Origin of the sequence: Prevotella sp., assembly GCF_051059605.1 — a bacterium.
Lineage (GTDB): Bacteria > Bacteroidota > Bacteroidia > Bacteroidales > Bacteroidaceae > Prevotella.
The window spans coordinates 1048854-1073479 of the sequence record NZ_CP050883.1 but is presented as its reverse complement, the minus strand read 5'-3'; the positions used below and the strand labels follow the sequence as shown (position 1 = coordinate 1073479).

19 protein-coding genes and 1 pseudogene are annotated in these 24626 nt (G+C 35.4%); 9 read left to right on the top strand and 11 right to left on the bottom strand.

The genetic code is table 11. The features are described 5' to 3' along the window. Positions 1-55: 55 nt before the first annotated feature. The 4 genes and pseudogenes from ppdK (at position 56) to HEQ28_RS04330 (ending at position 4845) form a co-directional block, all read left to right on the top strand. Positions 56-2776: a pyruvate, phosphate dikinase gene (ppdK, locus tag HEQ28_RS04345; protein WP_434503950.1), complete on the top strand. Its 2721-nt coding sequence runs from the start codon at positions 56-58 to the stop codon at positions 2774-2776. A gap of 210 nt (positions 2777-2986) precedes the next feature. Next, positions 2987-3343: pseudogene (locus HEQ28_RS04340) on the top strand (4-fold beta flower protein); the annotation flags it as partial. Positions 3344-3577: 234 nt separating this feature from the next. Further along, positions 3578-3994, top strand: coding sequence for a hypothetical protein (locus HEQ28_RS04335; RefSeq protein WP_434503891.1), 417 nt, complete (start codon positions 3578-3580; stop codon positions 3992-3994). Continuing rightward, the gene (locus HEQ28_RS04330) at positions 3931-4845 is read left to right on the top strand and encodes an IS3 family transposase (RefSeq protein WP_434504424.1); all 915 of its coding nucleotides are present in this window, start codon (positions 3931-3933) and stop codon (positions 4843-4845) included. The genes HEQ28_RS04335 and HEQ28_RS04330 overlap by 64 nt, the downstream gene beginning before the upstream one ends. Before the next feature lie 918 nt (positions 4846-5763). Here the strand turns inward: HEQ28_RS04330 and HEQ28_RS04325 are convergent. The 8 genes from HEQ28_RS04325 to HEQ28_RS04290 all read right to left on the bottom strand — a co-directional run bounded on the left by HEQ28_RS04325 (position 5764) and on the right by HEQ28_RS04290 (position 12603). Then, positions 5764-6669: an IS982 family transposase gene (locus tag HEQ28_RS04325; RefSeq protein ID WP_434503949.1), complete on the bottom strand. Its 906-nt coding sequence runs from the start codon at positions 6667-6669 to the stop codon at positions 5764-5766. Between the two features lie 215 nt (positions 6670-6884). Then, positions 6885-7628, bottom strand: a complete 744-nt coding sequence (locus HEQ28_RS04320) for a peptidylprolyl isomerase (RefSeq protein WP_434503948.1) — start codon at positions 7626-7628, stop codon at positions 6885-6887. Between the two features lie 83 nt (positions 7629-7711). Continuing rightward, complete coding sequence (locus tag HEQ28_RS04315) at positions 7712-9190, bottom strand: alpha/beta hydrolase (RefSeq protein ID WP_434503947.1); 1479 nt, start codon at positions 9188-9190, stop codon at positions 7712-7714. Between the two features lie 18 nt (positions 9191-9208). Further along, positions 9209-9760 (bottom strand): hypothetical protein, encoded by a 552-nt coding sequence (locus HEQ28_RS04310; RefSeq protein WP_434503946.1) that lies wholly within the window; start codon positions 9758-9760, stop codon positions 9209-9211. Positions 9761-9775: 15 nt separating this feature from the next. Further along, a complete protein-coding gene (locus HEQ28_RS04305) occupies positions 9776-11500 on the bottom strand; it encodes a glycoside hydrolase family 9 protein (RefSeq protein WP_434503945.1) in 1725 nt (574 codons plus the stop codon). A gap of 123 nt (positions 11501-11623) precedes the next feature. Further along, positions 11624-12052 carry a DUF4186 domain-containing protein gene (locus HEQ28_RS04300; RefSeq protein WP_434503944.1) on the bottom strand — a complete coding sequence of 143 codons (429 nt, stop codon included), beginning with the start codon at positions 12050-12052 and terminating at the stop codon, positions 11624-11626. A gap of 6 nt (positions 12053-12058) precedes the next feature. Further along, complete coding sequence (locus HEQ28_RS04295; RefSeq protein WP_434503943.1) at positions 12059-12289, bottom strand: hypothetical protein; 231 nt, start codon at positions 12287-12289, stop codon at positions 12059-12061. 20 nt (positions 12290-12309) lie between these two features. Further along, the gene (locus HEQ28_RS04290; RefSeq protein ID WP_434503942.1) at positions 12310-12603 is read right to left on the bottom strand and encodes a glutaredoxin; all 294 of its coding nucleotides are present in this window, start codon (positions 12601-12603) and stop codon (positions 12310-12312) included. A 337-nt stretch (positions 12604-12940) separates the two neighbouring features. On the opposite strand from HEQ28_RS04290, the gene HEQ28_RS04285 reads away from it, so the two are divergent. From HEQ28_RS04285 to HEQ28_RS04275, 3 genes are read left to right on the top strand one after another with little or no spacing between them, the layout of a single operon-like run. Next, a complete protein-coding gene (locus HEQ28_RS04285) occupies positions 12941-13075 on the top strand; it encodes a hypothetical protein (protein ID WP_434503941.1) in 135 nt (44 codons plus the stop codon). Next, complete coding sequence (locus tag HEQ28_RS04280; protein ID WP_434503940.1) at positions 13072-14106, top strand: glycoside hydrolase family 130 protein; 1035 nt, start codon at positions 13072-13074, stop codon at positions 14104-14106. The genes HEQ28_RS04285 and HEQ28_RS04280 overlap by 4 nt, the downstream gene beginning before the upstream one ends. Beyond that, entirely contained in the window at positions 14103-16295 is a 2193-nt protein-coding gene (locus HEQ28_RS04275) for a glycosyltransferase (protein ID WP_434503939.1), read from the top strand. Before HEQ28_RS04280 ends, HEQ28_RS04275 begins: the two co-directional genes overlap by 4 nt. A gap of 88 nt (positions 16296-16383) precedes the next feature. Here the strand turns inward: HEQ28_RS04275 and HEQ28_RS04270 are convergent, their stop codons facing one another. From HEQ28_RS04270 to HEQ28_RS04260, 3 genes are all read right to left on the bottom strand, one after another. Beyond that, positions 16384-17568 carry an MFS transporter gene (locus HEQ28_RS04270; protein WP_434503938.1) on the bottom strand — a complete coding sequence of 395 codons (1185 nt, stop codon included), beginning with the start codon at positions 17566-17568 and terminating at the stop codon, positions 16384-16386. Between the two features lie 674 nt (positions 17569-18242). After that, the gene (locus HEQ28_RS04265; protein WP_434503937.1) at positions 18243-18998 is read right to left on the bottom strand and encodes a LytR/AlgR family response regulator transcription factor; all 756 of its coding nucleotides are present in this window, start codon (positions 18996-18998) and stop codon (positions 18243-18245) included. After that, on the bottom strand, positions 18995-20068 hold the full coding sequence (locus HEQ28_RS04260) for a sensor histidine kinase (protein WP_434503936.1): 1074 nt from the start codon (positions 20066-20068) through the stop codon (positions 18995-18997). The genes HEQ28_RS04265 and HEQ28_RS04260 overlap by 4 nt, the downstream gene beginning before the upstream one ends. A gap of 222 nt (positions 20069-20290) precedes the next feature. Between HEQ28_RS04260 and HEQ28_RS04255 the strand changes: the two genes are divergently transcribed. Beyond that, a complete protein-coding gene (locus tag HEQ28_RS04255; RefSeq protein ID WP_434503935.1) occupies positions 20291-21397 on the top strand; it encodes an efflux RND transporter periplasmic adaptor subunit in 1107 nt (368 codons plus the stop codon). A 17-nt stretch (positions 21398-21414) separates the two neighbouring features. Then, entirely contained in the window at positions 21415-24600 is a 3186-nt protein-coding gene (locus HEQ28_RS04250) for an efflux RND transporter permease subunit (RefSeq protein ID WP_434503934.1), read from the top strand. Positions 24601-24626: the final 26 nt, after the last annotated feature.

Genomic DNA, 24626 nt, shown 5'->3' with positions numbered 1-24626 from the left:
GCATTATGAATTTGAAATTTTAACGTATAAAAACATTTAGAATACCTAATCAACTATGAGTGAAAAAAGAATTTATACCTTTGGAAATGGTAAGGCGGAAGGTAAGGCAGATATGAAAAATCTACTTGGCGGAAAAGGAGCTAATTTGGCTGAAATGAATCTTATTGGGGTACCAGTTCCTCCAGGCTTTACAATAACTACCGATGTTTGTAATGAATACTTTGAAAAAGGCAAACAACAGGTTGTCGAACTTCTTAAAGAAGAAGTGATAAAATCTGTAAAACATATTGAAACTTTGATGAATTCAAAGTTTGGTGATGTAGAAAATCCTCTTTTGATGAGTGTACGTTCTGGTGCACGCGCAAGTATGCCTGGTATGATGGATACTATTCTTAATCTTGGATTGAACGATGAAGTCGTTGAAGGTTTAGCTCGTAAAACAGGCAATGAATGTTTTGCTTATGATAGCTATCGTCGTTTTGTTCAGATGTATGGTGATGTTGTTATGGGTATGAAACCTGTAAACAAGGAGGATATTGATCCTTTTGAAGCCATTATCATTAAGGTAAAGAAACAGCGTGGAATATCTCTAGACAATGAAATGAATGTTGACGAATTGAAACAGCTTGTTGCTGAATTCAAGGCTGCAATCAAGGAACAGACCGGATTTGATTTCCCCGTTAATCCAATGGATCAACTTTGGGGTGCAATCTGTTCTGTATTTGATTCTTGGATGAATGAGCGTGCTATTCTTTATCGTAAGATGGAAGGTATTCCTGCAGAGTGGGGCACAGCTGTTAGTGTAATGGCTATGGTATTCGGTAACATGGGTAAAACTAGTGCTACTGGCGTTTGCTTTAGCCGTGATGCTGCTACTGGTGAAAACCTTTTCAATGGTGAATATCTTGTAAATGCTCAGGGAGAGGATGTCGTTGCTGGTATTCGTACACCTCAGCAGATCACGAAGGAAGGTTCTTTGCGTTGGGCTAAACAACAGTGTGTTGACGAGAACATTCGTGCATCTAAATATCCTTCAATGGAAGAGACTATGCCTGAGATTTTCGCACAGTTGAATGATATTCAGGATAAGTTAGAGAAGCATTATCATGATATGCAGGATATGGAATTCACAGTTCAGGAAGGACATCTTTGGTTCCTCCAGACTCGTAATGGCAAGCGTACTGGTACAGCCATGGTAAAGATTGCCATGGATTTGCTTCATGAGGGAGAAATTGACGAGAAGATTGCTCTTGAGCGTTGTGAACCAAATAAACTTGATGAACTTCTTCATCCTGTTTTTGATAAAGAAGCTTTGGTTTCTGCTAAGGTTCTTACTCGTGGTCTTCCTGCAAGTCCTGGCGCAGCTTGTGGACAAGTAGTATTCTTCGCTGATGATGCTGCAAAGTGGCATGATGATGGTCATCAGGTTATCATGGTTCGTATAGAGACTAGTCCTGAAGATCTAGCTGGAATGAATGCTGCCGAAGGTATTCTTACTGCTCGTGGTGGTATGACTAGTCATGCTGCAGTTGTTGCTCGTGGTATGGGCAAATGCTGTGTAAGTGGTGCAGGAGCTATCAATGTAAACTATAAGAATAGAACTGTTGAGATTGACGGAGTTCTTGTTCGCGAAGGTGATTATATATCACTGAATGGATCTACCGGTGAAGTCTATCTTGGTGAGGTTAAGACTAAGCCAGCCGAGGTTACTGGAGATTTCGCCAAACTGATGGATCTCTGTAAAAAATATACCAAATTAGTTGTTCGCACTAATGCTGATACTCCACATGATGCAGAGGTTGCTCGCAATTTCGGAGCTGTTGGTATTGGGCTTTGCCGTACAGAACACATGTTCTTCGAGAACGAAAAGATAAAGGCAATGCGCGAGATGATTCTTTCTGATACAAAAGAAGGTCGTGAGATTGCTTTAGAGAAACTTCTGCCTTATCAGAAGCAGGATTTCTATGGCATTTTTAAAGCGATGGACGGTTGCCCTGTTAATATTAGATTGCTCGATCCTCCTTTGCATGAGTTCGTTCCTCATGATATTGAAGGTCAGAAGATAATGGCAAAGGAAATGGGTATTTCTGTAGAAGAAATACAGCATCGTGTAAATTTGTTGAGCGAACATAATCCAATGTTGGGACATCGTGGTTGTAGACTTGGTAATACTTATCCTGAGATTACAGCGATGCAGACTCGTGCTATTATTGGTGCAGCTATTGAATTAAAGAAAGAAGGTTATAATCCTCAACCAGAAATAATGGTTCCTTTAGTTGGTATAGTTAATGAGTTTGATGCTCAGGAGGAAGTGATTCGTTCTACAGCTAAAGAGATATTTGAAAAAGAAGGTGTTGAAATTCCGTTTAAGGTTGGTACGATGATTGAAATTCCACGTGCAGCCCTCACAGCTGATTATATTGCTCAAAAAGCAGAATATTTCAGTTTCGGAACTAATGACCTTACTCAAATGACATTTGGTTATAGTCGTGATGATATTTCAAGTTTCTTGCCTGTATATATTGATAAAAAGATTCTCAAGGTTGATCCTTTCCAAGTTCTTGATCAGACAGGTGTCGGTCAACTTGTTGAGATGGCAGTAAAGAAAGGTCGTGCCACTCGTCCTGATTTGAAGTGTGGTATATGTGGTGAGCATGGTGGTGAACCAAGTTCAGTTAAGTTCTGCCACAAGGTAGGCTTGAACTACGTTAGTTGTTCACCTTTCAGAGTTCCTATTGCAAGACTTGCTGCGGCACAGGCTGCGATTGAAGAATAAAGCTAAGATATAAATATTAATTATTTAGGCGGTCTTCCCTATATATAGGGTGTTCCGCCTAATAATTTAAAGTGCGCTTTTGCTTATATAATTGGTAGAACAAAAGTATATGTTTATAATGATCATGATATGAAAAAACTATTAATCTTAATTATTATGCTAATATCACATTTTTGTAGTGCAGATTCTTAGGAAGTAACGCTTTTTGATCACGAAGGAAATCCAGTAGCATATATTGATACAACTGATGAAGACAACTCAATATATTTGTGGGATGGAACTCCAGTTTGCTATTTGGTTACCAATGGAGATAACTATAGTGTATATGGTTTTAATGGAGAGCATCTTGGATGGTTCCAAAAAGGCACAATAATAGACCATGAAGGATATATTGTTGATTTTCAGAAAGAAGCTTTAGACATTTATACTAAGTATGAGCCATATAAGTCATACAAGAAGTATAAACCGTATAAGTCGTATAAGAAATTTGCTCCTTATATGCCGTATGTGAAAAGTCAATTTTCTAAAGAGAATTTTGTGTTATTCCTCAAGAGAGGAAAAGGCTAAATTAGGTTCTTTGTCAATTTAAAGAGTGATATCCTCTCCAATATAGTTCATTCCATTAGTCAAATTATGAAACAAATTGTATTGTGACTATCAAAAATATTTTTTTATTTTTGATTTTTTCATGCCGTTTCCTACATGTTTTTGCCAAACGTATTGTTATACAATATATTATGCCATGTAGGTAAGTCCGTTGTGACTTAATACAGAAAAGGTATACATCGTTTTAACAATTAAATGATGGAAAATCAAAAGAAAAAAAAGGAACATCGAAGTTACAGTCGTGACTTCAAGCTTCAAGTATTAAAAGACATGTATGAGCATGATTTGTCATATGGTTTTACTGCTCGCAAATATGGGATATTGGCAGCCCATTCTTTACATTTGTGGGAAAAAGAGTTTCCCTTAACCAATAAATCATTATCTTTGTCAACAACAACAATACAAAAGGTAATGAGTATGCGTAAGAAAAAAGATGAAGCCAAAGCAGCTTTGGTTAAGACAAAAGAAGAGCAACTTGAGTATGAGATATCTTGCCTTCGTAAAGCTCTTGAGTATTCCGAACTTCGCAATGAAGCTCTTAATGAGTTATTAAAAATAGGCAAGGAAGATTACGGAATCGACTTATTAAAAAAAGCTGGCGCCAAACAGTAAATAGCCTTCGCACCAGACATTCTAATCTATCAATAGAATGTCTGAGTGGGCTGTTTGGTAAAACACGTGTAGGCTATTATTCAGTAAGCAAGGAGATGCTGGAAAAACGAAAATTGACAGAGACTACAACTATCAGTATAGTCAGAGAAGTACGCAATGAAGCTCCAGGCATAGGAGCATACAAACTCTTTATCATGCTTAAGGAGTTATATGCAGAAAAGATGGTTGGGCGGGATAAATTCTACGCTTTGTTGCATTTTCACCATCTTATGCTCAAGCCCCAGCGTAAACGGCATACGACAAATTCAAATCACCATTATCACAAGTACAAGAATATGATCAAGAACTTTATACCGACTGCTCCCAATGAGTTATGGGTTGCTGATATTACTTATATAGAAACAAAAGACGGTGTGTGTTATCTACATCTTATCACTGATGCCTTTACACACGAGATAATCGGCTGGACATTGTCCGACACGCTTATGGCTACCAATACTATAGCAGCTTTGGAGCAGGCTATAAAGCAAGCTGGTAATTCAGACTTAAGCAAACTTATACATCATTCAGACCGAGGTTCACAATATTGTTGCAATGCTTATGTGGAACGACTTAATTCCATTTCTGCCACGATCAGCATGACAGAGGATTACAAACCTACTGACAATGCCATTGCCGAACGAGTGAATGGGATTATCAAACAGGAATGGCTGTATCGTATGGACAGACCTAAAAACTTAGAGGATGCAAGGAAAATTATAAGCTCCATTATTAATTTCTATAATAACAAAAGGCCACACATGAGTAACTGTATGAAGACTCCAGCAGAGATGAGAATGCAATTTAGGTAGTTGCTCTTTGGAGGCTTCACGCCTCCAGCCGCAAGGCAAACCACCGTGGTGTTTTTCATGGGAATGTATTTGTGTATAGAGGAATTTTATTTAACTTTGTAAGAGAAATGTACATATTAAACTGATTTGTAATAAGATTTCAATATATCAATTGTTTCTGTAAAGGATTTCAGTATTCGTAAAGTATATCAGTAAGGGTTTAAAAAATATGTATAGTGTTTCAGAATGTATAACTACAAATGTGTATACCTATTCCAGTCATAGTCATTGTTATACATTTTAGGGAGTGATTAGGCCCTAATCACTCGGTAATCCTACATGCTTTGCAGAGTGATTAGGCCCTTATTACTCAAAGGCGCACCGAAAAAGGTGATTTTATTTTCGCTGCACTTCATACATTTTGGCTATGATCGGAATCAATATCCACATTTGTAGTTATACATTCGGAAACACTATACATATTTTTAAATCATTACTGATATACTTTACGTATTCTGAAATCCTTTACTAAAAGGGTTGATGTATCAATAAGGTTTATAAATTGGTTTATGTGTGAGTTTTATTTACAAATAAAAATGAAATTTTGATATTCATAATTTCCAAGAAAGACATCATGATGATTTGCTTTACAGTCGGATACACGACCTAATGATCCAACCTAAAAAGCGATTTTCGTATTGCGATATGATTAAAATTCATCTTTTTATGCAAAAATGCGTGCTTATAATGTAGGAATCATGTAGGAAAGATGTAGGAAAAGGTACTTATATACATTGGTTAATATGTTGATTGTTAATCGTTTAAGTCAAAAATGTATATAATGTAGGTTTGTTCTATGTTTTTTTGGGGATTATTTATTCATTAGAGGGGTGATGTTCTCGGTTAATGGTCTATTATCTTAACGTGAGTTCGACGAAATTAAAATAAAGAAAGCTGTGTATCAAAAGTTCTATTTACATTGATGCATGGCTTTTTTGGAAAGCAGCAATACGCAGCCAATGCACCTAAAATATTCACAATAAAATTATCAAAACATCTGTGCCTTGAGTGTTCTACTTGTGCAATATTCTTAAGTTCGTCATTAATCGTTTCGATGATAGCTCTTTTTCTGAGTAGCAATTTGTCTGATACAGACATTAAAGCTCCTTTCATATTATTCTTAAGCTTAGTGATGAGTTGTATACCGTCAACAAACAATCGTTCAAACAGATTTCTGCTGATATATCCCCTGTCACCAACAAGCTTACCATATATATATTCCACAAAAGATTTATATTCCAAAGGTTTTCGATCATCAACATCCCCTGGTGTAATCATAAAGTTCAGAAGTTCCCCCTTCTCATTACAGATGAGATGGAGCTTGAATCCGAAGAACCATCCTAGAGAGCATTTTCCCCTTTGAGCTATTCCCTTAAATACCCTGTGGATGTGGATTCGCTGGTTCCTGCAAACACGCAGAGGGGTGCTGTCGACGAAACTCACACCTGTACATTTACCTAAAAGAACTTTCTTTATAAACAGGGCCAGCGGGATGGCGACTTCTCGTTCCAGCTCTACGAAGCGATTGTATGAGACTAATTTAGGGAACAGATGGCGCAAATGGAGGCATACTTTATCCAAATAGAAATGTTTTAGGCAACGATAGCCGGAATCATGGAAAAGAATTATGATAAGCATTACTTCGGCTTTAGACATCGTTGATTCACGATGATAAATCCGTTTCTTGGAGCTCTTTAACGTGTATTTTGACATCATTGTATCAAAAAACTTACAAAAGTCATCTGCCATAAAGAATATTTCTGTAACTTTGTCCTCGGTGATCATAGCGATTATTGTTTGTAATTCTTTTATTTTTTACACTATAAAGTTACAACAATTTTCGCTAATCACCAAATTTACAGACACTTACAATTCGTCGAACTCACGTTATCTTAGTAATTTTTATCCCGGATCTATTAAATATTAGTATCTTATGAAAGAAAAAAATCTCTCACATCATTCAAATAATTTTAAAATGATGTGAGAGATTACTTATGGGTTTACATAATCTCAACAGTCATACTGATGTCTGTTTTTGGGCGATCGTTACGTGATGTTTCACAGTTCTGTATTTTCTCAACAACATCAAGTCCACTTTCAACCTCTCCAAACACAGTGTATTGGTTGTCAAGATATGGTGTTCCGCCAATTGTGGTGTATGTTTCTATTTGCTCGGCTGTAAATTTTGGAATACCAATCTCCTTGCATTTTGCCTTTGTGTCATTAACAAGTTTTTCTTGTAATGCCTGGAGTCCTTCACGGTCTCTATTGCGACGCAAATCCATTAACTCTGCTTTATGTTCTTGAGTAATTTGATTGAAAACAGTTTGTTCTTGTTGCATAGCCATTTGACGTTCAAGCTGTTTTAGTTCCTGTGACTTGACAGTATCGCCCCATACAATATAAAACTGACTACCACTGCTTTCGCGGTTAGGATTCACTTCATCTCCTAGGCGTGCTGCACTTAAGGCTCCACGCTTATGATAGAGTTGTGGATAAACAAATTCTGCTGGAATAGTATAATCTGGTCCACCTGCACCTAGATTCTTTCCGGCTGGTGCACCTTTACTCTCTGGGTCACCACCTTGAATCATGAAGTCTTTTATTACACGATGAAACAATGTTCCGTCAAAAAATCCTTCGCTAGCTAATTTGATGAAGTTATCTCTGTGAAGAGGTGTCTCGTCGTAAAGGCGAACAATGATGTCACCCTCTGTTGTCTTGATTTTAATTCTGCTTGCCATATTTTTTTGATTACAAAGTTACAAAAAGTATTTGAAATAGTCTACTTGGTATTTAAATACTTTTTTCAGACTATCAACAATCATTAGTTTGATTTGTTGGCAGTCATAAGCATCTCGCCGTCTTTTGATATGTATACTTTGTCTATTTTGCCTGAATCGTCTTTTGTGAATGTAATTTCAAGATTTAAACCGCTAATCCTTATTAAAAACTTATTTGTTGCTATAGCATACATTTTTGATGTAGCCATGCCTGCTGATATCATAAGCGAGTTGTTAACCATCGAAATTTTAAAGTTGTTACTGGGAATAGATGCTATATAGTTGCCAACATATTCTTTCTTAGTCTGTTCTGAAAGCGATATTAATGGTGAAGAAATGATTTTCTTAGCACCGAAATATGTTATGCCATTTGCACACATAGTAAGTGAATCTTTAGGAAAGAATTCAAACTGAATGAGTGCGCTCTTTAAGTGCATATCATTAAGAGCCGTCTCTGTTTTAATAAAGAATTTGTTTTTAGACTCAGGATATACGGTAAACGAAGGTAAACTATCACATGAGATAACAAGAGAATTTTGTGACTTCTCTATTGAGATTAATCTTCCATACGAATCATGGTATAGTCCACTATAATTAATCAAATTTGCAGTTGGTACTTTTGCTATCTTTGGATTTGCTACTGTTTTATCTTTTGATGGAACTATGAATGGTTTTTCTGCAGAGGCGAAGTCAACCAAAGGATAAGACCAGTTGCTAAATATAAATTTCACGCCATCCCAAATTCCCTTATAATTAATGGTGTTGTGTATTTCGTCAGGATGCTTGTCATATCTCCATACAAGTTGTTTGGTTGAATACTTTTTTAGTAATGATGCCAGCGAATCAACTCCCATTGATTCTCCCTCATTTGCCAATGTAATGAATAGGCGAGTGGGGAGCTGTGTCGATTTGGCAAGCAACTTCTCTGTGTTTTTCAACGCAATCTGATTATCCCACCACATACTAGGACTCATTGCTATGTAGCCATTAAAATATAAAGGGTCTTTTACAAATGCATTCATCACGAATAGTCCACCATAAGATACACCGCCAAGTATTCGATAATTGTATGTACGGTAGTTTTGTTCTACAAATGGTATTACTTCTTTTTTAATAAACATGTATAAACTATCAGCTCCTCCGCCATTTCCTGAACCAATAGTAGGTGTGAGGTCGTGTTCACGTTTGTCTCCTCCCGAACTTATACCAACAACAATTGATTGTGGAATAACTTTGTTGTCTGGGCTAGACAGCCATGCAAGATTTTGTGAAGCGTGATTAAAACTCCATTGAGCGTCTAGTATGTAAACCACTGGATATTTCTTATTTGAAGTAGCATATCCTTCAGGAACAGAAACCATAATCGTGCGGTCTTCATTAAGAATCGCAGAATGAAATTTCATAGAATATCCTGTTGTAACTTTTATTGTGTCAGGTTTAAGGTCGGCAATTGTGGGAGATTGCGCTGATGCAAAGGCTGAAGTTAGAAGCCATATTGCACATGATAGAATCACTTTATTCATTATTGCTAAATATTATCATTATTTTACTAGAGAGGGGCATTTACGCATTATTTTCTTTATAATATTCTTTCGTGTTGATTTTAGAGCTGGAGAGAGTGGTTCTTGCGAAAGCATGTCAAGACATGAGTTGAGTTCCGTCAATAGCTCTGGGTAAAACTTGCATTGTTCGTATGCTAGTTTCATGCAAAGTGCCCTTATTGCGTATGGCTCTACTGCTGATGGAATCTTTGAAATACAGAAATCAATAAAATCAGTCCTTAACGAATCTTCATGAAAAGGCTGTTGATTTAAAAGTGATAATAGAAGACGTCGTTTTCCAACGTGATTTTCGTTTATTGCATGATCTATGATTTCATCTTGTTTCTGATAAAGCCATTGAGTTGCAACAGAATCAAAATGTGATAATATCCATAGCGCATTATAGGCTATGCGTTCATCTCTTTCCATTGCAAGATTGTAGATTTCTTCTTTAATTCTATTATCATCATTTGCGAGAAGGCATATTTCGTGTATTATATTCATTTGAAGTCTGCCTGATAGATTCTCACGTAGATTGATGCTTTTGTTCATATATTACTTTATAATTTATTTGTAAGTTGTAGCGTCCAGCCAACATGATATCCCTACAAGAGCCGCATTCCAGTTAATTGCAATCTCGTTAGATGCATAAGATTCTGTCTGGTCTAGATACGATTCGTCGGGAATGTCTGAAGGATATATTAGATTTCCTTCAGCCTTGTCTTGCTGCCCTGGGTTTGGGCCTCCGATAAGTAATCCCGGAAAAGGAGCATCTATTCCGTCAGAAGCTGAAATACGGTGATGAGGATGCATAGGACTAAGATATCCGAATCCTGTTACGTAGCAATATCCAGTAGCATTGCGACCAAGTAAATAGTCCATATTTTCTATAGCGTATTTCTTGTATTTTCCAGGATCAATGTATTTGTCGGCATACAGCATTGCTATTGCAGGAAAACAGCAACTACCTCCAAGACATCCCCAACCAAAATCAAATTTTCTACTTCCAAATGGCGATTGAAAATCAGATTTGGCAACATTGTCAATTAGATTGTCGCAATATTTTTTTAGCATGTTAAGCGACTTTGTACGCATTTCAGAATCATTGCTTGATATCCATGAAAAAAGTCCAAGTTCGCTCACCATGCCCCATGATGAATTCATGAAAAACGATGGCATCATTTTCTCTGCATCTTCTTTATATTGTGACATGCCCGTGAGCCTGTATAGTTCTGTTGCTGCCCAGAATATTTCATCTTTGCTGCGAAAATCCCCATATTCACCAGTAGTTATACTGGGTTTGAAATTCTTGTTAATATCACTTTGCTTATAAAACGCATTTGGGTTTTTCTTAGCCCACTCATAAGCCTTTATTGCAGCTTCGCGAACTTTTGATGAAAACTCAGGATAGTCTTTGTTTCCTTGTAATAGTCGTGCAGCTTGAGCCATACATGCAGCAAAGTCCAATGTCCCAGTTACGCTTTTTGCTACAACATATCTTGGTTGATGGCATTTGCCGGGCATGATAAAATTCTCGAAGTGAGGTGTTGTAAGTTTATGATATACACCGCCGTCTGATGGATCTTGCATTGTTAGAAGCCACTTCAGATTAAACATCATTTCGTCAAGAATGTCGGGAGTAGAGTTCTTACTCTCAGGTATCTTTGTATTTAGCTTTGCAAAATAATTTTGATTTTGCTCATATACATCAAGCATCAGTCCTATTGAATATGCTGAGTTTACAGTGTATTTATTGTAATCGCCAGCATCATACCAACCATAGGGTGATGAAATGATTGTTCCTGAAGGTCTGGCAGCTGAGGCAGCTGATGGATGCACTATCACTGTTGTGTCTGGATGACCGCAATGACGAGCATATTTACCCGCATACTTACTCTGTATGTCTATGCCAGAGCGTATTAGATAGAAAGCTTTTAGTGAACTTGTAGCTAAACTGTGATAGGCCTTTTCTGATATGTTGAGTGATGATTGATATTTATCCAACTTAATTGTGTATCTACCTGGAGTCTTTATTTCGCTAAGGTCCACAATATATCTAATCTTACCAGACATGCTTGATTTTGCAGTGCGGAAAGCTTTTGGTCTGCAAACAACATTACCTTTTTTGTTTTTTACTATAAGCTTGTTCTGCGGATCAATCTGGTCTATAACCACGTATTTCTCTTCTTGCGGTAGGTAGCCTACTTGATTGAGCCTGATAGGATTGGCTGATTTGGCAGAAAGTCCCAATGCAGTCATAATTCCTATTGATGCTAAAATAATTCTTTTCATGGTATTCAGTATTATTCCATTAAGCATAATTATTTTGCAAATATAAGTAATGTTTCTAATAAAATCAATATATTGTAGCCAATATATATCAACATTTGTTATTGTTTAAATAAACATATTTAATTACACATGCCTTTTAAGCCATTCCATAATAACGTCTACAGCATATTGCTGCTCATCTTTAGATAATTGTCTGCCTTTAGGAATATTGTGCCACTTTTCAAAACATTCTCGGCAACAGCATCCTGTAGCATGTTGTGCAATGAAAGGTGGAAATATTCCATGACGCATAGGTGTTTGTCTGCCGTCATTAGGTATGTCGGCAGGTGCGAGACGCTTTGATATTATGTCTGCTGTATTTTTGCGAATTGTATCCCAATCCCTTTTTGCTATATATTCCTTGTCTTTGTTGTTAAGATAGAAACTGCTGCGAAACTTAGAGTGGGAGAGTCTGTCAAAGATATTGTCGAGATCAAGTGTGCTTTTGACTTCACTACTGGGACATTCTTTCTGATTATCTATTGGAAATAAATCAAGTTCTTGCGTCTTCATTGCTGTTTATGTATATATAGTAAAACATGAACCGTTAGATCCAATTCCTTTATAATCAGCAAATAAAGATATCTGTGAACATAGATCGGATGCGTTGTCGTCTGTCAAACTTTCGTTTAGTTCCAAATAAAAGTAATCAGCTTCACGGTCATATTTTAAATCCCAAATAGTATAGCCTAAAGCGTTTACTGTTGATGTTATCTGATCTTGCCACATCCATGCATCTTCATATCTCATCTCGCAGTTTCAACTCTATTTTAGCATCCCGTTCCGTCAATACTGCATGCAGGTCCGTCTGGCATTGGTTCTAATCCAACTTCAGCAGAGGATAATGTAATAGTTCCATCTTCCTTAACATAGCAAGGAATACCTACATCTCCAATCTTTTTGGCTTCATCAAAAGCGGAATTATTGTCTCGAAGATCCAAAAACTCCTTCAGCTTCTTTACATGTGTGCTAATATCAATAACCTCGAATTGATTATTTCCCTTAACCTGCTTCTCAACATATTCGCAATATGGACAGGTTTTCATTACATACATTTTAATCATAACTATTCCATTTTGAATTTACCCTCAATTTATTCTTCAATGTTGAAGTTTATAAAATTGGGTCCTAATGCAAAGTTAGTAAAAAAACATCAATTAGCAAGAATGTAGATTGAATTTTTTTAAATAGCTCAATGGCTTTGCATCGCTGTATCGCATTGAAAATGAGACATATCGGTTAAATAATGTATTTATAAGCACCAAATGTGTAATTTGAGAGTTTTAAATCGAAATAAGTATTATTTTTCTCGTCTTTCTCGAATATTTTGACTATATTTACAAGAAATCAATATGTCTATATATTTTGTAGACAAGTATTTAACATTTTAAATTTAAGATTATGAAGGATAAAGGTACTAGAGAAATTAGGAAAAAACCTCAAACAGATAAGATAAAGGTTAAAAGTGATTATCAGATTGAGAAAGATAGAACTGGAGACAGTTTCACACGAAGTATAACAAAGAAAGCACAATGATAGCAGTAAAAAGAGAAGGTGTTATTCTTGAAACAACCAATTTAGACTTTGAAAATGAAAGTGTGATTAATCCAGCTGTAATTGTTGATGGTGGCGAGATACACATGTTTTACAGAGCTGTAAAGACAGGCAATATTTCGTCAATAGGTTATTGTAGGCTTGAAAATCCATTAAAAGTAGTTTATAGGGCAAGTAAACCTATATTATCTCCAAGTCTTGATAGTGAAAGCCATGGTATAGAAGATCCTCGAATAGTAAAAATAGATGATACTTACTATCTGACATATACTGCTTATGATGGTGATAATATTGTTGGAGCACTTGCTACTTCAAAAGACTTAAAGCATTTTACGCGTTCTGGAGTAATAACGTCTCAGATTTCTTATTCGCAATTTGTTGAATGGCTAAAGAATGATAAGCATCCTCATCATGACAAGTACTTTCGTTTATATAATCAACGACAATTTGCCACAAATACGGGTAAGCTTCTTTATATAATGGACAAGGATTTAGTTATGTTTCCAAGTAAAATAAATGGAAAATTCTTCTTTCTTCATCGCATAAGACCTGATATTCAGAGCTTGTCTATCAATAAGATTGATGATCTTACTCCTGCATTCTGGAAGGATTACTATTCTAATTTTAACAAGCATATATTTTTTAAGCCACATTATAATTATGAATCAAGCTATATAGGGGCAGGTTGTCCGCCAATAAAGGTAGATGAAGGCTGGCTTATGATTTATCACAGTGTTTATGATACAACAGAAGGATATGTTTATTCTGCAAGCGTGGCTTTGCTAAATAAATTCAATCCATCTATAGAAATTGCAAGATTGCCATATCCTTTACTAAAGCCAGAAAAAGATTATGAGACTAAAGGTGTCGTTAATCATGTTTGCTTTCCTACTGGTGCGATAATCTGGGACGACAGACTTTATATATATTATGGGGCAGCAGATAAATGCATTGCATGTGCTTCTGTGCCTTTAAAAGAATTAATTGATGAATTACTAAATTATACAAAATGAAACACGTATTATGTATTACAACTTTTCCTCCACGTGTATGCGGGATAGCTACTTTTTCTTACGACTTGATACAAGCTATAAATAAGAAATTTCAAGACGATTATATTGTTGATGTGTGTGCTGTAGAATCAAGCCTTGAACATCATTCATACGACGACAGAGTAAAGTATGTTTTAAACACATCAGATAAGAAAGATTTTGATATAATTTCAAAAAGGATTAATAATGATACCAATGTTGATTTAGTCTGTATTCAGCATGAGTTCGGACTTTATATTGAGAACCAAGATGCTTTTTTGAAATTTATCCAAACAATTAAGAAGCCTGTTGTTATTGTTTTTCATACTGTATTGTCTAATCCTAAAGATTTTTCACAAGAGTATTTGTGTAATGTGATAGATGCTTGTCAGGCTGTTATAGTGATGACAAAATCATCATCAGATATTCTGCAAAAAGAGTATCATGTTGAAAACAGTAAAATAAGCATCATTCCACATGGAACTCATTTGGTTTCACAAATTAGTAAAGATGTGCTAAAAGAAAAATATGGATACTCCGGGCGCAAAATACTATCTACATTTGGATTATTAAGTCCTGGTAAAAGCATTGAGACAACTCTTGATGCTTTGCCTGCTATAATAAAGGAACATCCATCTGTTTTATTTTTAATTATAGGAGAGACTCATCCTACGTTGGTTAAAAAATATGGAGAAGTTTATCGTGATAGTCTTGAGGCAAAAGTGAAGAAACTTGATTTGTCTAACAATGTAAAGTTTATCAATAAATATCTTGATACAAATATATTGCTTGAATATTTGCAGATGACAGATTTATATTTGTTTACATCTTCTGATCCCAATCAGGCAGTGAGCGGCACTTTTGTTTATGCACTTAGTTGCGGATGCCCAATCATTGCTACGCCAATACCTCATGCATTTGAACTGTTGAGCGATAATACTGGAGTCATTTTTAATTTCCATGATTCATTGCAGTTAGCAAAGTCTACAAATATACTACTGAATGATGATAACGTTCGTGCACAAATGAGTATTTCTGGATTGCAAAAAACAGCATTCACAGCTTGGGAAAATACAGCTATAGCTTATACTTTGCTTTTTGAGAAAATTCTGCAATCTGATAAAAGGTTGACATATTCGCTACCAGAAGTTAATTTAGATCATATTCTGAGTATGAGTCAACAGTTAGGAATTATACAATTCTCAAATGGAAACCAACCTGATTTAGAATCTGGATATACTCTTGATGATAATGCAAGAGCACTGATAGCTATCTGTATGGCAGAGGAGGGCGATGAGCATCCTAAATACGGTGAATACATTGAACGTTATTTAAATTTCATTTCGCTTTGCCAGCAAGAAGACGGAACACTGAAAAACTATGTAGATAAAGATGGTAAGTTTACTGCTCAAAATGAAGACGTGCTACTTGAAGATAGTAATGGACGTGCTATATGGGCTCTTGGATATTTTATTTTACATGGTAACAGCATTCATAAATCATATATTTGGGCAGCAGAAAAAGCTATCAGACTCACATTCTCAAATCTTAGTAGAATAAAATCTCCTAGGAGCATTGCATTTGCTATTAAAGGATTATACTATTATTTTATGAAAAAGCCTTCTCCTGATTTATATGATAAGATAGAAATGCTTGCTAACAAATTATCTGACTTATATATTTCTGCCAAATGTAATGGATGGAAATGGTTTGAACCTTATCTTACATACGAGAATGCTACTTTGCCAGAGAGCATTTTATGTGCATATAATGTGACCCAAAGTCAGAAGTTTAAAGATATTTCTAAAGAGTCGTTTGACTTTTTGTTAGAGAAAATATTTATTGATGGAGAAATCAAGGTTATCTCAAATCATAATTGGCTGAATAAAGGTGAGCAAAACAATAAATATGGCGAGCAGCCTGTTGATGTTGCCGGCACTGTAATTGCTTTAGCTAAATTCTATGATGAATTTCAAGATAAAGAATATATTCAAAAACAAAAGGTGGCTTTCAGTTGGTTTATGGGCAACAATCATCTTCATCAAATCATATATAATCCTGCTACAGGTGGATGTTATGACGGACTTGAAAAGAATAATATTAATTTGAATCAAGGTGCCGAGTCAACCGTATGTTATCTTATGGCCCGACTTTCGCTTATAAAAGAATAATATAGATAGTTTTATCATATACAAGAGCCCCAATACATTATTTTGTATTGGGGCTCTTAATATTATATATTACTTATTCTGTTTTATTTTAGCCGATTTCTTCTTTTGGTGGCAAACTCTGGAAATGCCTTGTAGACCACACTTGATAAATAAAAATCGTACAAATCACAATGCCTATTTTATAAGGAGCATATATGTCATTTTCTCCAAATATTGTCTGAGACAGTGGAGTTACAACGATAGGTGATATGAACTGCCCAAGATATAGTGAAGCTGAGAGCAATGGCATTACAGTCGTAACAGAATTATTCCCTCCTTTTATTGATGCTATTGTGTTTAAATATGGAACGCCTATACCATTAGCAATCCCAGAAAGTATACATCCTATGATAAGAATATCTATTGAACCTTTTGACTTTATGAAGCATATATAGGATAATAGAAAAAATATAGCAGGGAAATATTTTATAGGCTTTCTGAACAAGTTCATTAATTGCCCGAACAATATTCCTACTATTGTTGCAATTACATCTAGTCCCACCATTAGCATTGTTACTTGTGTGGTGCTTAGCCTTGTCACTTTCGCTGCTGTTATCGCAAAGTTGGTCGGAAAAATAAAGAATATCATCATTAGTAAAAGCATTCCTATAACTGAAGGATGAAACTTTAATAGTTGTCGTGGTTCAAAATTTCTGCCACGCTTATTCTTAGAGTCCAGTTGCTCATTTGGCAGCCATATTATAACCATAATCAGCGCTACAATACCTAAAATGTACACAAGAAATGAATCGTTCCATTTAATATTGGCGAGTATGCCTGCTAATAATGTTGCTACTACACCGCCCAATTGATTCATTGCAGCAGCAAGCCCCATTAGGCGTGCTTGAGATTCAGGAGGAAAATAATATGCTAGCAAACCTGTAGATAAAGGCATAATAAGTCCAACACTTATTCCTAAAAATGAACGCATTATTAGTAGTGCATAGATATTATCAATGAAATAACATCCCACGCCTGATAAAACGTAGAGCAGAAGCCCAGATATAGCAATGCTTCGAGTTCGAAAATGCTTACTTATCTCTAAGAAAAATAAATTTGTAATAATTATAAACAGTGCTGGAATGCTTACAATTAATTGTATCAGAATTTGCGGATAAGACGCAAAATGCTCTTTGATGATACCTAGGGCTGGGGCTATAGCGGCTCCAGCCATAACAGTTAGAAGTGACATCGACAGTATTGTCGATATCAACATTTTTTGTTTTGTTTTCATTACTTTTTGTTATGAACATTAATAAAATATACGTAGTCTGAATTCTTGTTCATAACTGGACTTACTCGGAATCTATTGCGATACACGTTATTGTGAATTCAGACTTTTCATGTGCAAAAATAATGAAAACTTTGCAATATCACAATATTATGTCAATATAAAATATATATATTTATAATTGTATTGAAGAACTTTTTTATTACGCAATGTATACACTTTGATTTAAAATGAGTGTAGCTTAGTATATCTGTTGAGTCACTTCTTAATTTGTATATAGCTGTCTTATGCCAACATCTTTAATGATTTATAAGTAATTGATGTTACTTCAACATCTTAGCATATTTATTTAGTGCATTGTCAAGAACCTTTGGAGCTTCGATAAAAGGGAAGTGACCGCAATCAGCTCCTACTAGTAGCGTATTAGGGATATGGACACTTTTATAGAATTTCGGACCAATAGCATAATCCTTTTTGCCATAGAAGAATAGTACAGGTTTATTTACTGTTTTTGTAAGTGGACGAAAATCTCTCTAATATTCTTACAATCTTATATTTACCATTTATGATATACATAAATTGGAACAATACGTGCTTGCTATGGATAAATGCCAGATGTGTTTAACACACAAAATATGTTATACGACAAACTCTATAAAGTATTCTGGATTTAGATTTTATTTATCAAGCCATGCTTTAATTTCGGTTACCTTGTCGCGGCTGATAATTATCTCTTCATTTCCATATCCTTTTAGCCTTATTATTAGGCGATTGTTGAAATAGTTCGATATAGATAAAATATGGTTAATGTTAATAAGATATTGTCGATTTGCACGAAAGAATACTTTGGGGTTAAGTTGTTTTTCAAGTTCATCCATAGTGTATGGTATGTTTAGTGATGTGTTATTATTCAACTGTACAGTGACAATGCGATTTTTGAGTACAATATGATTAATATCGTTTACCATTACACAGCGATAGCCATCTCGCCATGGTATCAAGAAGCGTTCACGATAGTTGAGGTTGTTCTCTTGCATTTGTGCAATTAATTCTTGTATATTGTTATTCTGAGTATAAATTTTGGTTTTAGTAACTTTTTTAATGGCAGCACGAAGCTCATCTATATCGATAGGTTTAAGTAGATAGTCAAAACTATTAAACTTAAAAGCTTTTATAGCGTATTCATCGTAAGCTGTCGTGAATATTATAGGCGCATCAGTCCCTGATTGCCTTATAGCCTCGAAACTAAGTCCGTCCGTCAGCCGAATGTCGGCCAAAATTAGATTAGGCTGATTGTTACTGTTCAGATAGGCTACAGTTTCTTCAACACTTACAAGCGGACCATTAATTATGTATGTAGAATCGATTTCTAATAGAAGTCGCTCCAACAGTTTAGCATTACGTTTTTCGTCTTCAATAATTAATATATTCATTTCTTCTGTGATATTATTGGAAGTTTTACAATGTATTTATCATTTGTTTGTTCAAATACCGGTACACCGTCAGATAGCATTGCATATCTGTCTATTATATTAGTTTGTCCGATTCCTGTTGAAGGTACTTTGAATGCCATTGGTTGTAGGTTGTTTTCTACAACAATATTCTTGTCTTCTCTAAATATACTAATAGTAAGAGGATGTATTTCAGAATGTGTGTTATGTTTAATAGCATTTTCTACTAGTAATTGTAAACTCACAGGGGGGATGAGTTCTTGACTTTTTTCAATATTACGAGCTATATTTACTTTTATAGTATCTTCATATCTTATAGATATTAGGTATATGTATGAACGTAGAAAATTTATTTCTTCCTCAATAGGTACAACATCTTGTTTTAGATTTGTTATTATATATCTATATACTTTTGATAGTTGGGCCAGAAATTTTGAAGCTATATCACGATCTTCGTTTATCAATTCAGTAAGTATGCTGAAATTGTTGAACATAAAATGTGGATCGATTTGTATTTTTAGTAATTCAGTGCGTGCTCTTTCCGCCTTCTCATGTTCATTTATATATTTTATTTCTAATTGCATGCGCTTTTTTTCTGCTTGTTGTTTTATTTTTAAATAGTGAATGCTAGAATACATGCCAGATATAAACGTTATCATAATACTGCAAACATAAAGCTCTGATAAGTAAAATTCGTAAGTTCCAAATACATATATCAAAGCCATAGATATAGAGTAGATGAAAGCAATGTTTATTATAAATATTATTATATTATATATAATAAGGGTTCTAACAGTATTTTGTCTGAAATAATACGATTTGATTAGCCTGCTACCTAGTCCTATTGATAATGATATAAGTGCGAGTATTGTTGTAAAGGTCATAGTCGCATCAATTGAATAATTCCATATCGGATATGGCATATTGATATAGAATTCCCAATATTTTTTGTCTGTAATAAGCAATACCGCATAGTATAGAAAGAATGATACGAATGCAAGACTGCCCCGTATGCGTAATTCTTCAAAATATTTCTTTTTTCTTTTTCCCATGTCGTTTCAAAGGTACATTTTTTTCTGTAATATTGTCTTTATTGTTGTGTTAAATCATCAAATTGCTTTGTTGAAATGTAAATATCTCATGTTCAATTGTATGATAATCTTTTTTGTTGATTCAATAGCTTTCTTTTACGTTTCACGCATTCAGCTGTTATAGTGTAGGTAATAATAAAATATCTTTGTCGGCAAATTTTATGATGTTAAATAGAAAAATATATGAAGAAAATCAGGATAACAATGCTTGTTGCAGCTGTAGCATTGTTTATTACAGGCTGCAATAAAAACGATAAACAGCAAGATGCGTTCTCCGTAGATTGTAAAACTCTCATTATTAAACGTGCTGATGCAGTTATATCTGAATCATATCCAGCTACTATTCGTGGTCGTCAGGATGTGGATATTTATCCTCAAGTGGAAGGTAAGATTATCAAATTGTGTGTAGAAGAGGGACAGCGTGTAAGGCGGGGACAGGTTATGTTTGTTATTGATCAAGTTGGTTATCGTGCAGGAGTGTTGACGGCTTTCGCTGCCGAACGTATAGCAAAATTTCAGGTTGCAACTGCTAAGTTAGAATATCATAGTAAATTGAATCTATATAATAAAAAGGTCGTGTCTTTATATAATTTATTATCGGCAAAAAATGCATTAGAAGCTGCCCGTGCTTCATTGCTGCAAGCCCGTGCTCAGCGCCTAAATGCATCTAATAGTTTGTCCTATACTGTAGTGAAGAGTCCTGTAGATGGAGTAGTTGGAACTTTGCCTTATCGTATAGGTGCACTTGTAAGCGCATCTATTTCTAAACCTCTTACAACAGTATCAGATAATAGCAGAATGTATGTATATTTCTCTATGAATGAGACTCAACTTCGTTCGCTAATAAGTAGCTATGGGGCGTTTGAAACAACCATAAAAAAAATGCCTAGTATTGGTCTTTTGTTAAATGACGGTACTATGTATAATCATAAAGGATATATAGAAGCTATAAGCGGTGTGATAGATCCTAAAACGGGTTCGGCTTCAGTGCGTGGAATATTTGACAACAAAGAGCGTATGCTTTTCAGTGGTAGTGTTGGTAATGTTGTTCTTGGTACTCACATACATAGTGCAATTATTGTGCCTCAGACTGCTGTTTTTGCAATACAGGATAAATTTTTTGTATATCGTTTAATTCACGGCAAGGCTTTGATTACTCCTGTTTCTATACAGGATATGAAAGATGGTAAAAGTTATCTCATAAAATCAGGTTTAGCTGTAGGCGAAACAATCATCATTGATGGTGTAAATAATATCAAAGATGGAATGAGTGTACATGTTAAAAAATAATTAAAAATTCATTCTATATGAAATTAAAAGTTTTTTTAGATCATCCCGTGTTGTCAATTGTCTTGTCTATATTGATAGTAATAGTTGGAATTTTCTCAATTATATCACTACCAGTAGAGCAGTATCCAGATATGGCACCACCTACTATAAATGTATCTGCAAGTTATCCAGGTGCTAGTGCCGAAACGGTACAGAAAAGTGTCATTGTTCCACTGGAACAAGCTATCAATGGTGTAGAAAATATGACTTATATCACATCATCTGCTTCTAATAGTGGTGAGGCAACTATCACTGTGTTTTTTGATCAAAAATCAAATGCTGATATGGATGCTGTGAATGTGCAAAACTCGGTACAGGCTGCTTTAAGTCTACTACCAGCAGATGTAACCAAATATGGCGTTACCACGTCTAAACAACAAAACTCACAGCTTCGTACATTTGCATTATATACTGAAAATGATTCTTATGGGAAGCAGTTTCTTGACAATTATCTGAGTATTAATATCATTCCACGTATAAAGCGTATAAAGGGTGTTGGACAGGTAATGAGTTTTGGATCTGATTATAGTATTCGTGTGTGGATGGACCCTGCTAAAATGTCTCAATACAAACTTATACCTTCTGATATTAATAATGCGTTGGCACAGCAGAATATAGAATCATCTACTGGTTCATTTGGTGAAAATCATGATAATGTATATGAATACACAATGAAATACAGAGGTAGATTTTCTAAACCAGAGGAATTTGGGAATATAGTTATTCGTACTAATGATGATGGAGAACTGCTTAGGTTAAAAGATGTTGCTAGGGTTGAGCTTGGTGATGCTGCTTACAATTATGGATGTCATCTGAATGGTCACCAGGCTTCATTGGCTATGGTATATCAGACTGCAGGGTCAAATGCATCAGAGATAAACAACAATATAGATCAAACAATTGAGGAATTAAGCAAAGACTTGCCGAAAGATGTTAAAATAATCTCAATGAGTGATAGTAACCAATTTTTAAAAGCATCAATTCATAACGTTCTTGAGACACTCTTCGAAGCTATACTACTTGTTATTATCGTTGTTCTAGTATTTTTACAGGATATTCGTTCTACTATCATTCCGTCTATTTCAATTATAGTATCTATAATAGGTACATTTGCTTTCTTGCATATAGCTGGATTTTCAATCAATTTGCTCACGCTCTTTGCTCTTGTACTCGCTATAGGCACAGTGGTTGATGATGCTATTATAGTGGTGGAGGCTGTGCATGAGCGGTTTGATCGTGGATACACATCTTCTTATCTTGCTACTCACGATGCTATGGGAAGTATTTCTGGAGCAGTCTTTACTTCTACGCTTATTTTTATGGCTGTGTTTATTCCTGTATCCTTTATTAATGGTACGTCTGGTATGTTTTTCCGTCAGTTCGGACTTACGATGGCTGCCGCAGTAGGTATCTCAGGTTTTAATGCCTTTACACTTACACCGGCACTTTGTGCTTTGTTACTTAAACCGCATAGTAAGTTGGATAATACGGATACAATAGGATTTAAAGCACGTTTTAAAATGTCTTTTAATACAATATTCCGCAAGATGAGTAATAAGTATTTAGACGGTGTTATGTTGGTTATAAAGAAGCGTTGGATATTGTGGTCTACACTTGCGGCTTCTGTTATTCTGCTTTTAGTGATGATGCAGAGAACTCCGACAGGACTCGTTCCTGATGAGGATCAGGGGTATGCTTTTCTTAGTTTAAATATGAAACCAGGAACTTCTTTGACTGAGACATCAAAATTATTAGCAAGCATGGATAAAGAATTAGCTAAGATTCCAGAGATAGAATATCGTTCAGATGTATCTGGCTATTCTTTCTCGGGGGCGGGACCTTCAATGGGAATGTATATAATAACCCTTAAACCATGGGAGCAACGCAAAGGTAAGGAGCATTCTGTGGAGTCTGTTATAAACAGATTGTATGGTCTTTCTGCTAAATTTCCAGAGGCATCAATCTTCATGATGATGCCGCCAATGATTTCTGGTTATGGACAGAGTAGTGGGTTTGAATTAAACCTACAAGATATGGCTGGTGGTAAGATAGAAGATCTAAAGACTGTGAGTGATAAGTTTGTTGCTGCGCTATCCAAACGCAAAGAAATAGGACAGGCATATTCTTCTTTTGATATCAATTATCCACAGTATTGGGTCGACGTTGATGCAGCACAATGTACAAAAGCTGGAGTGCAACCAAGCGATGTGTTAGAGACAATATCAGGATATTATAGTGGTAGCTATGCGTCTAATTTTAATCGCTTCACAAGACTTTATAGAGTTATGACACAGGCAGAACCTGATTCTCGTGTAACTCCAGAATCGTTCAATAATATTTATGTTCGTATTGGTAACGGTGATATGGCTCCTGTAACGCGCTTTGCTCGTCTTACAAAGACAAAGGGTCCTCAAAATTTAAATCGATTTAATTTGTTTAATGCAATAACTATAAGTGGTACGCCAGCTGATGGATACAGTTCGGGAGATGCTATTAATGCCATTAAGGAAGTTGCTGGTAAGGTATTACCAAGAAATTATGGTTATGAATTTGGTGGCATTACACGTGAAGAAAGTCAAACTACAAATAATACGATAATTATATTTGCTGTTTGTATCGTGTTGGTATATCTCGTGATGAGTTCACTTTATGATAGTTTTATCCTGCCATTTGCAGTATTACTTTCTATACCTGTAGGTTTATTTGGTAGTTTTCTTGCTGCTCAGATATTTGGACTTCAGAATAATGTGTATATGCAGATAGGTATGATTATGCTTATAGGACTTTTGGCAAAGACGGCGGTTCTTATTACTGATTATGCACGTAAACGAAGGCTGGCTGGTATGAAACTTACTCAGGCTGCCTATCATGCAGCAAGGGCGCGTTTCCGCCCAATATTGATGACAGTTTTAGCTATGGTTTTTGGTTTACTTCCATTGATGTTTGCATCAGGTGTAGGTGCTAATGGATCACGTTCTCTTGCTTCTGGTGTTGTTGGGGGTGTTGTTATAGGAACAATATCACTTATTCTATTTACTCCAGTTTTGTTTATTATATTTGAATGGATTCAGGAAAAGATAGAACCAACACAGCCCAATAGAAAGGATGCAGATTGGGAGATCCAGGATGAAATGGAAATATTAGATAAAACAGAAAAAAAATGAAAAAGAATTTTTGATTATATTTTCAA

What these genes read in the sequence shown, in the direction of transcription:
- HEQ28_RS04260 (WP_434503936.1), bottom strand. Translation starts at nt 20,068, where the DNA reads ATGGGAAAAAGAAAAAAGAAATATTTTGAAGAATTACGCATACGGGGC.
- HEQ28_RS04255 (WP_434503935.1), top strand. Translation starts at nt 20,291, where the DNA reads ATGAAGAAAATCAGGATAACAATGCTTGTTGCAGCTGTAGCATTGTTT.
- HEQ28_RS04300 (WP_434503944.1), bottom strand. Translation starts at nt 12,052, where the DNA reads ATGAAGACGCAAGAACTTGATTTATTTCCAATAGATAATCAGAAAGAA.
- HEQ28_RS04290 (WP_434503942.1), bottom strand. Translation starts at nt 12,603, where the DNA reads ATGATTAAAATGTATGTAATGAAAACCTGTCCATATTGCGAATATGTT.
- HEQ28_RS04270 (WP_434503938.1), bottom strand. Translation starts at nt 17,568, where the DNA reads ATGAAAACAAAACAAAAAATGTTGATATCGACAATACTGTCGATGTCA.
- HEQ28_RS04285 (WP_434503941.1), top strand. Translation starts at nt 12,941, where the DNA reads ATGAAGGATAAAGGTACTAGAGAAATTAGGAAAAAACCTCAAACAGAT.
- HEQ28_RS04325 (WP_434503949.1), bottom strand. Translation starts at nt 6,669, where the DNA reads ATGATCACCGAGGACAAAGTTACAGAAATATTCTTTATGGCAGATGAC.
- HEQ28_RS04305 (WP_434503945.1), bottom strand. Translation starts at nt 11,500, where the DNA reads ATGAAAAGAATTATTTTAGCATCAATAGGAATTATGACTGCATTGGGA.
- HEQ28_RS04320 (WP_434503948.1), bottom strand. Translation starts at nt 7,628, where the DNA reads ATGGCAAGCAGAATTAAAATCAAGACAACAGAGGGTGACATCATTGTT.
- HEQ28_RS04310 (WP_434503946.1), bottom strand. Translation starts at nt 9,760, where the DNA reads ATGAACAAAAGCATCAATCTACGTGAGAATCTATCAGGCAGACTTCAA.
- HEQ28_RS04250 (WP_434503934.1), top strand. Translation starts at nt 21,415, where the DNA reads ATGAAATTAAAAGTTTTTTTAGATCATCCCGTGTTGTCAATTGTCTTG.
- HEQ28_RS04335 (WP_434503891.1), top strand. Translation starts at nt 3,578, where the DNA reads ATGATGGAAAATCAAAAGAAAAAAAAGGAACATCGAAGTTACAGTCGT.
- HEQ28_RS04265 (WP_434503937.1), bottom strand. Translation starts at nt 18,998, where the DNA reads ATGAATATATTAATTATTGAAGACGAAAAACGTAATGCTAAACTGTTG.
- HEQ28_RS04295 (WP_434503943.1), bottom strand. Translation starts at nt 12,289, where the DNA reads ATGAGATATGAAGATGCATGGATGTGGCAAGATCAGATAACATCAACA.
- HEQ28_RS04280 (WP_434503940.1), top strand. Translation starts at nt 13,072, where the DNA reads ATGATAGCAGTAAAAAGAGAAGGTGTTATTCTTGAAACAACCAATTTA.
- HEQ28_RS04275 (WP_434503939.1), top strand. Translation starts at nt 14,103, where the DNA reads ATGAAACACGTATTATGTATTACAACTTTTCCTCCACGTGTATGCGGG.
- HEQ28_RS04315 (WP_434503947.1), bottom strand. Translation starts at nt 9,190, where the DNA reads ATGAATAAAGTGATTCTATCATGTGCAATATGGCTTCTAACTTCAGCC.
- ppdK (WP_434503950.1), top strand. Translation starts at nt 56, where the DNA reads ATGAGTGAAAAAAGAATTTATACCTTTGGAAATGGTAAGGCGGAAGGT.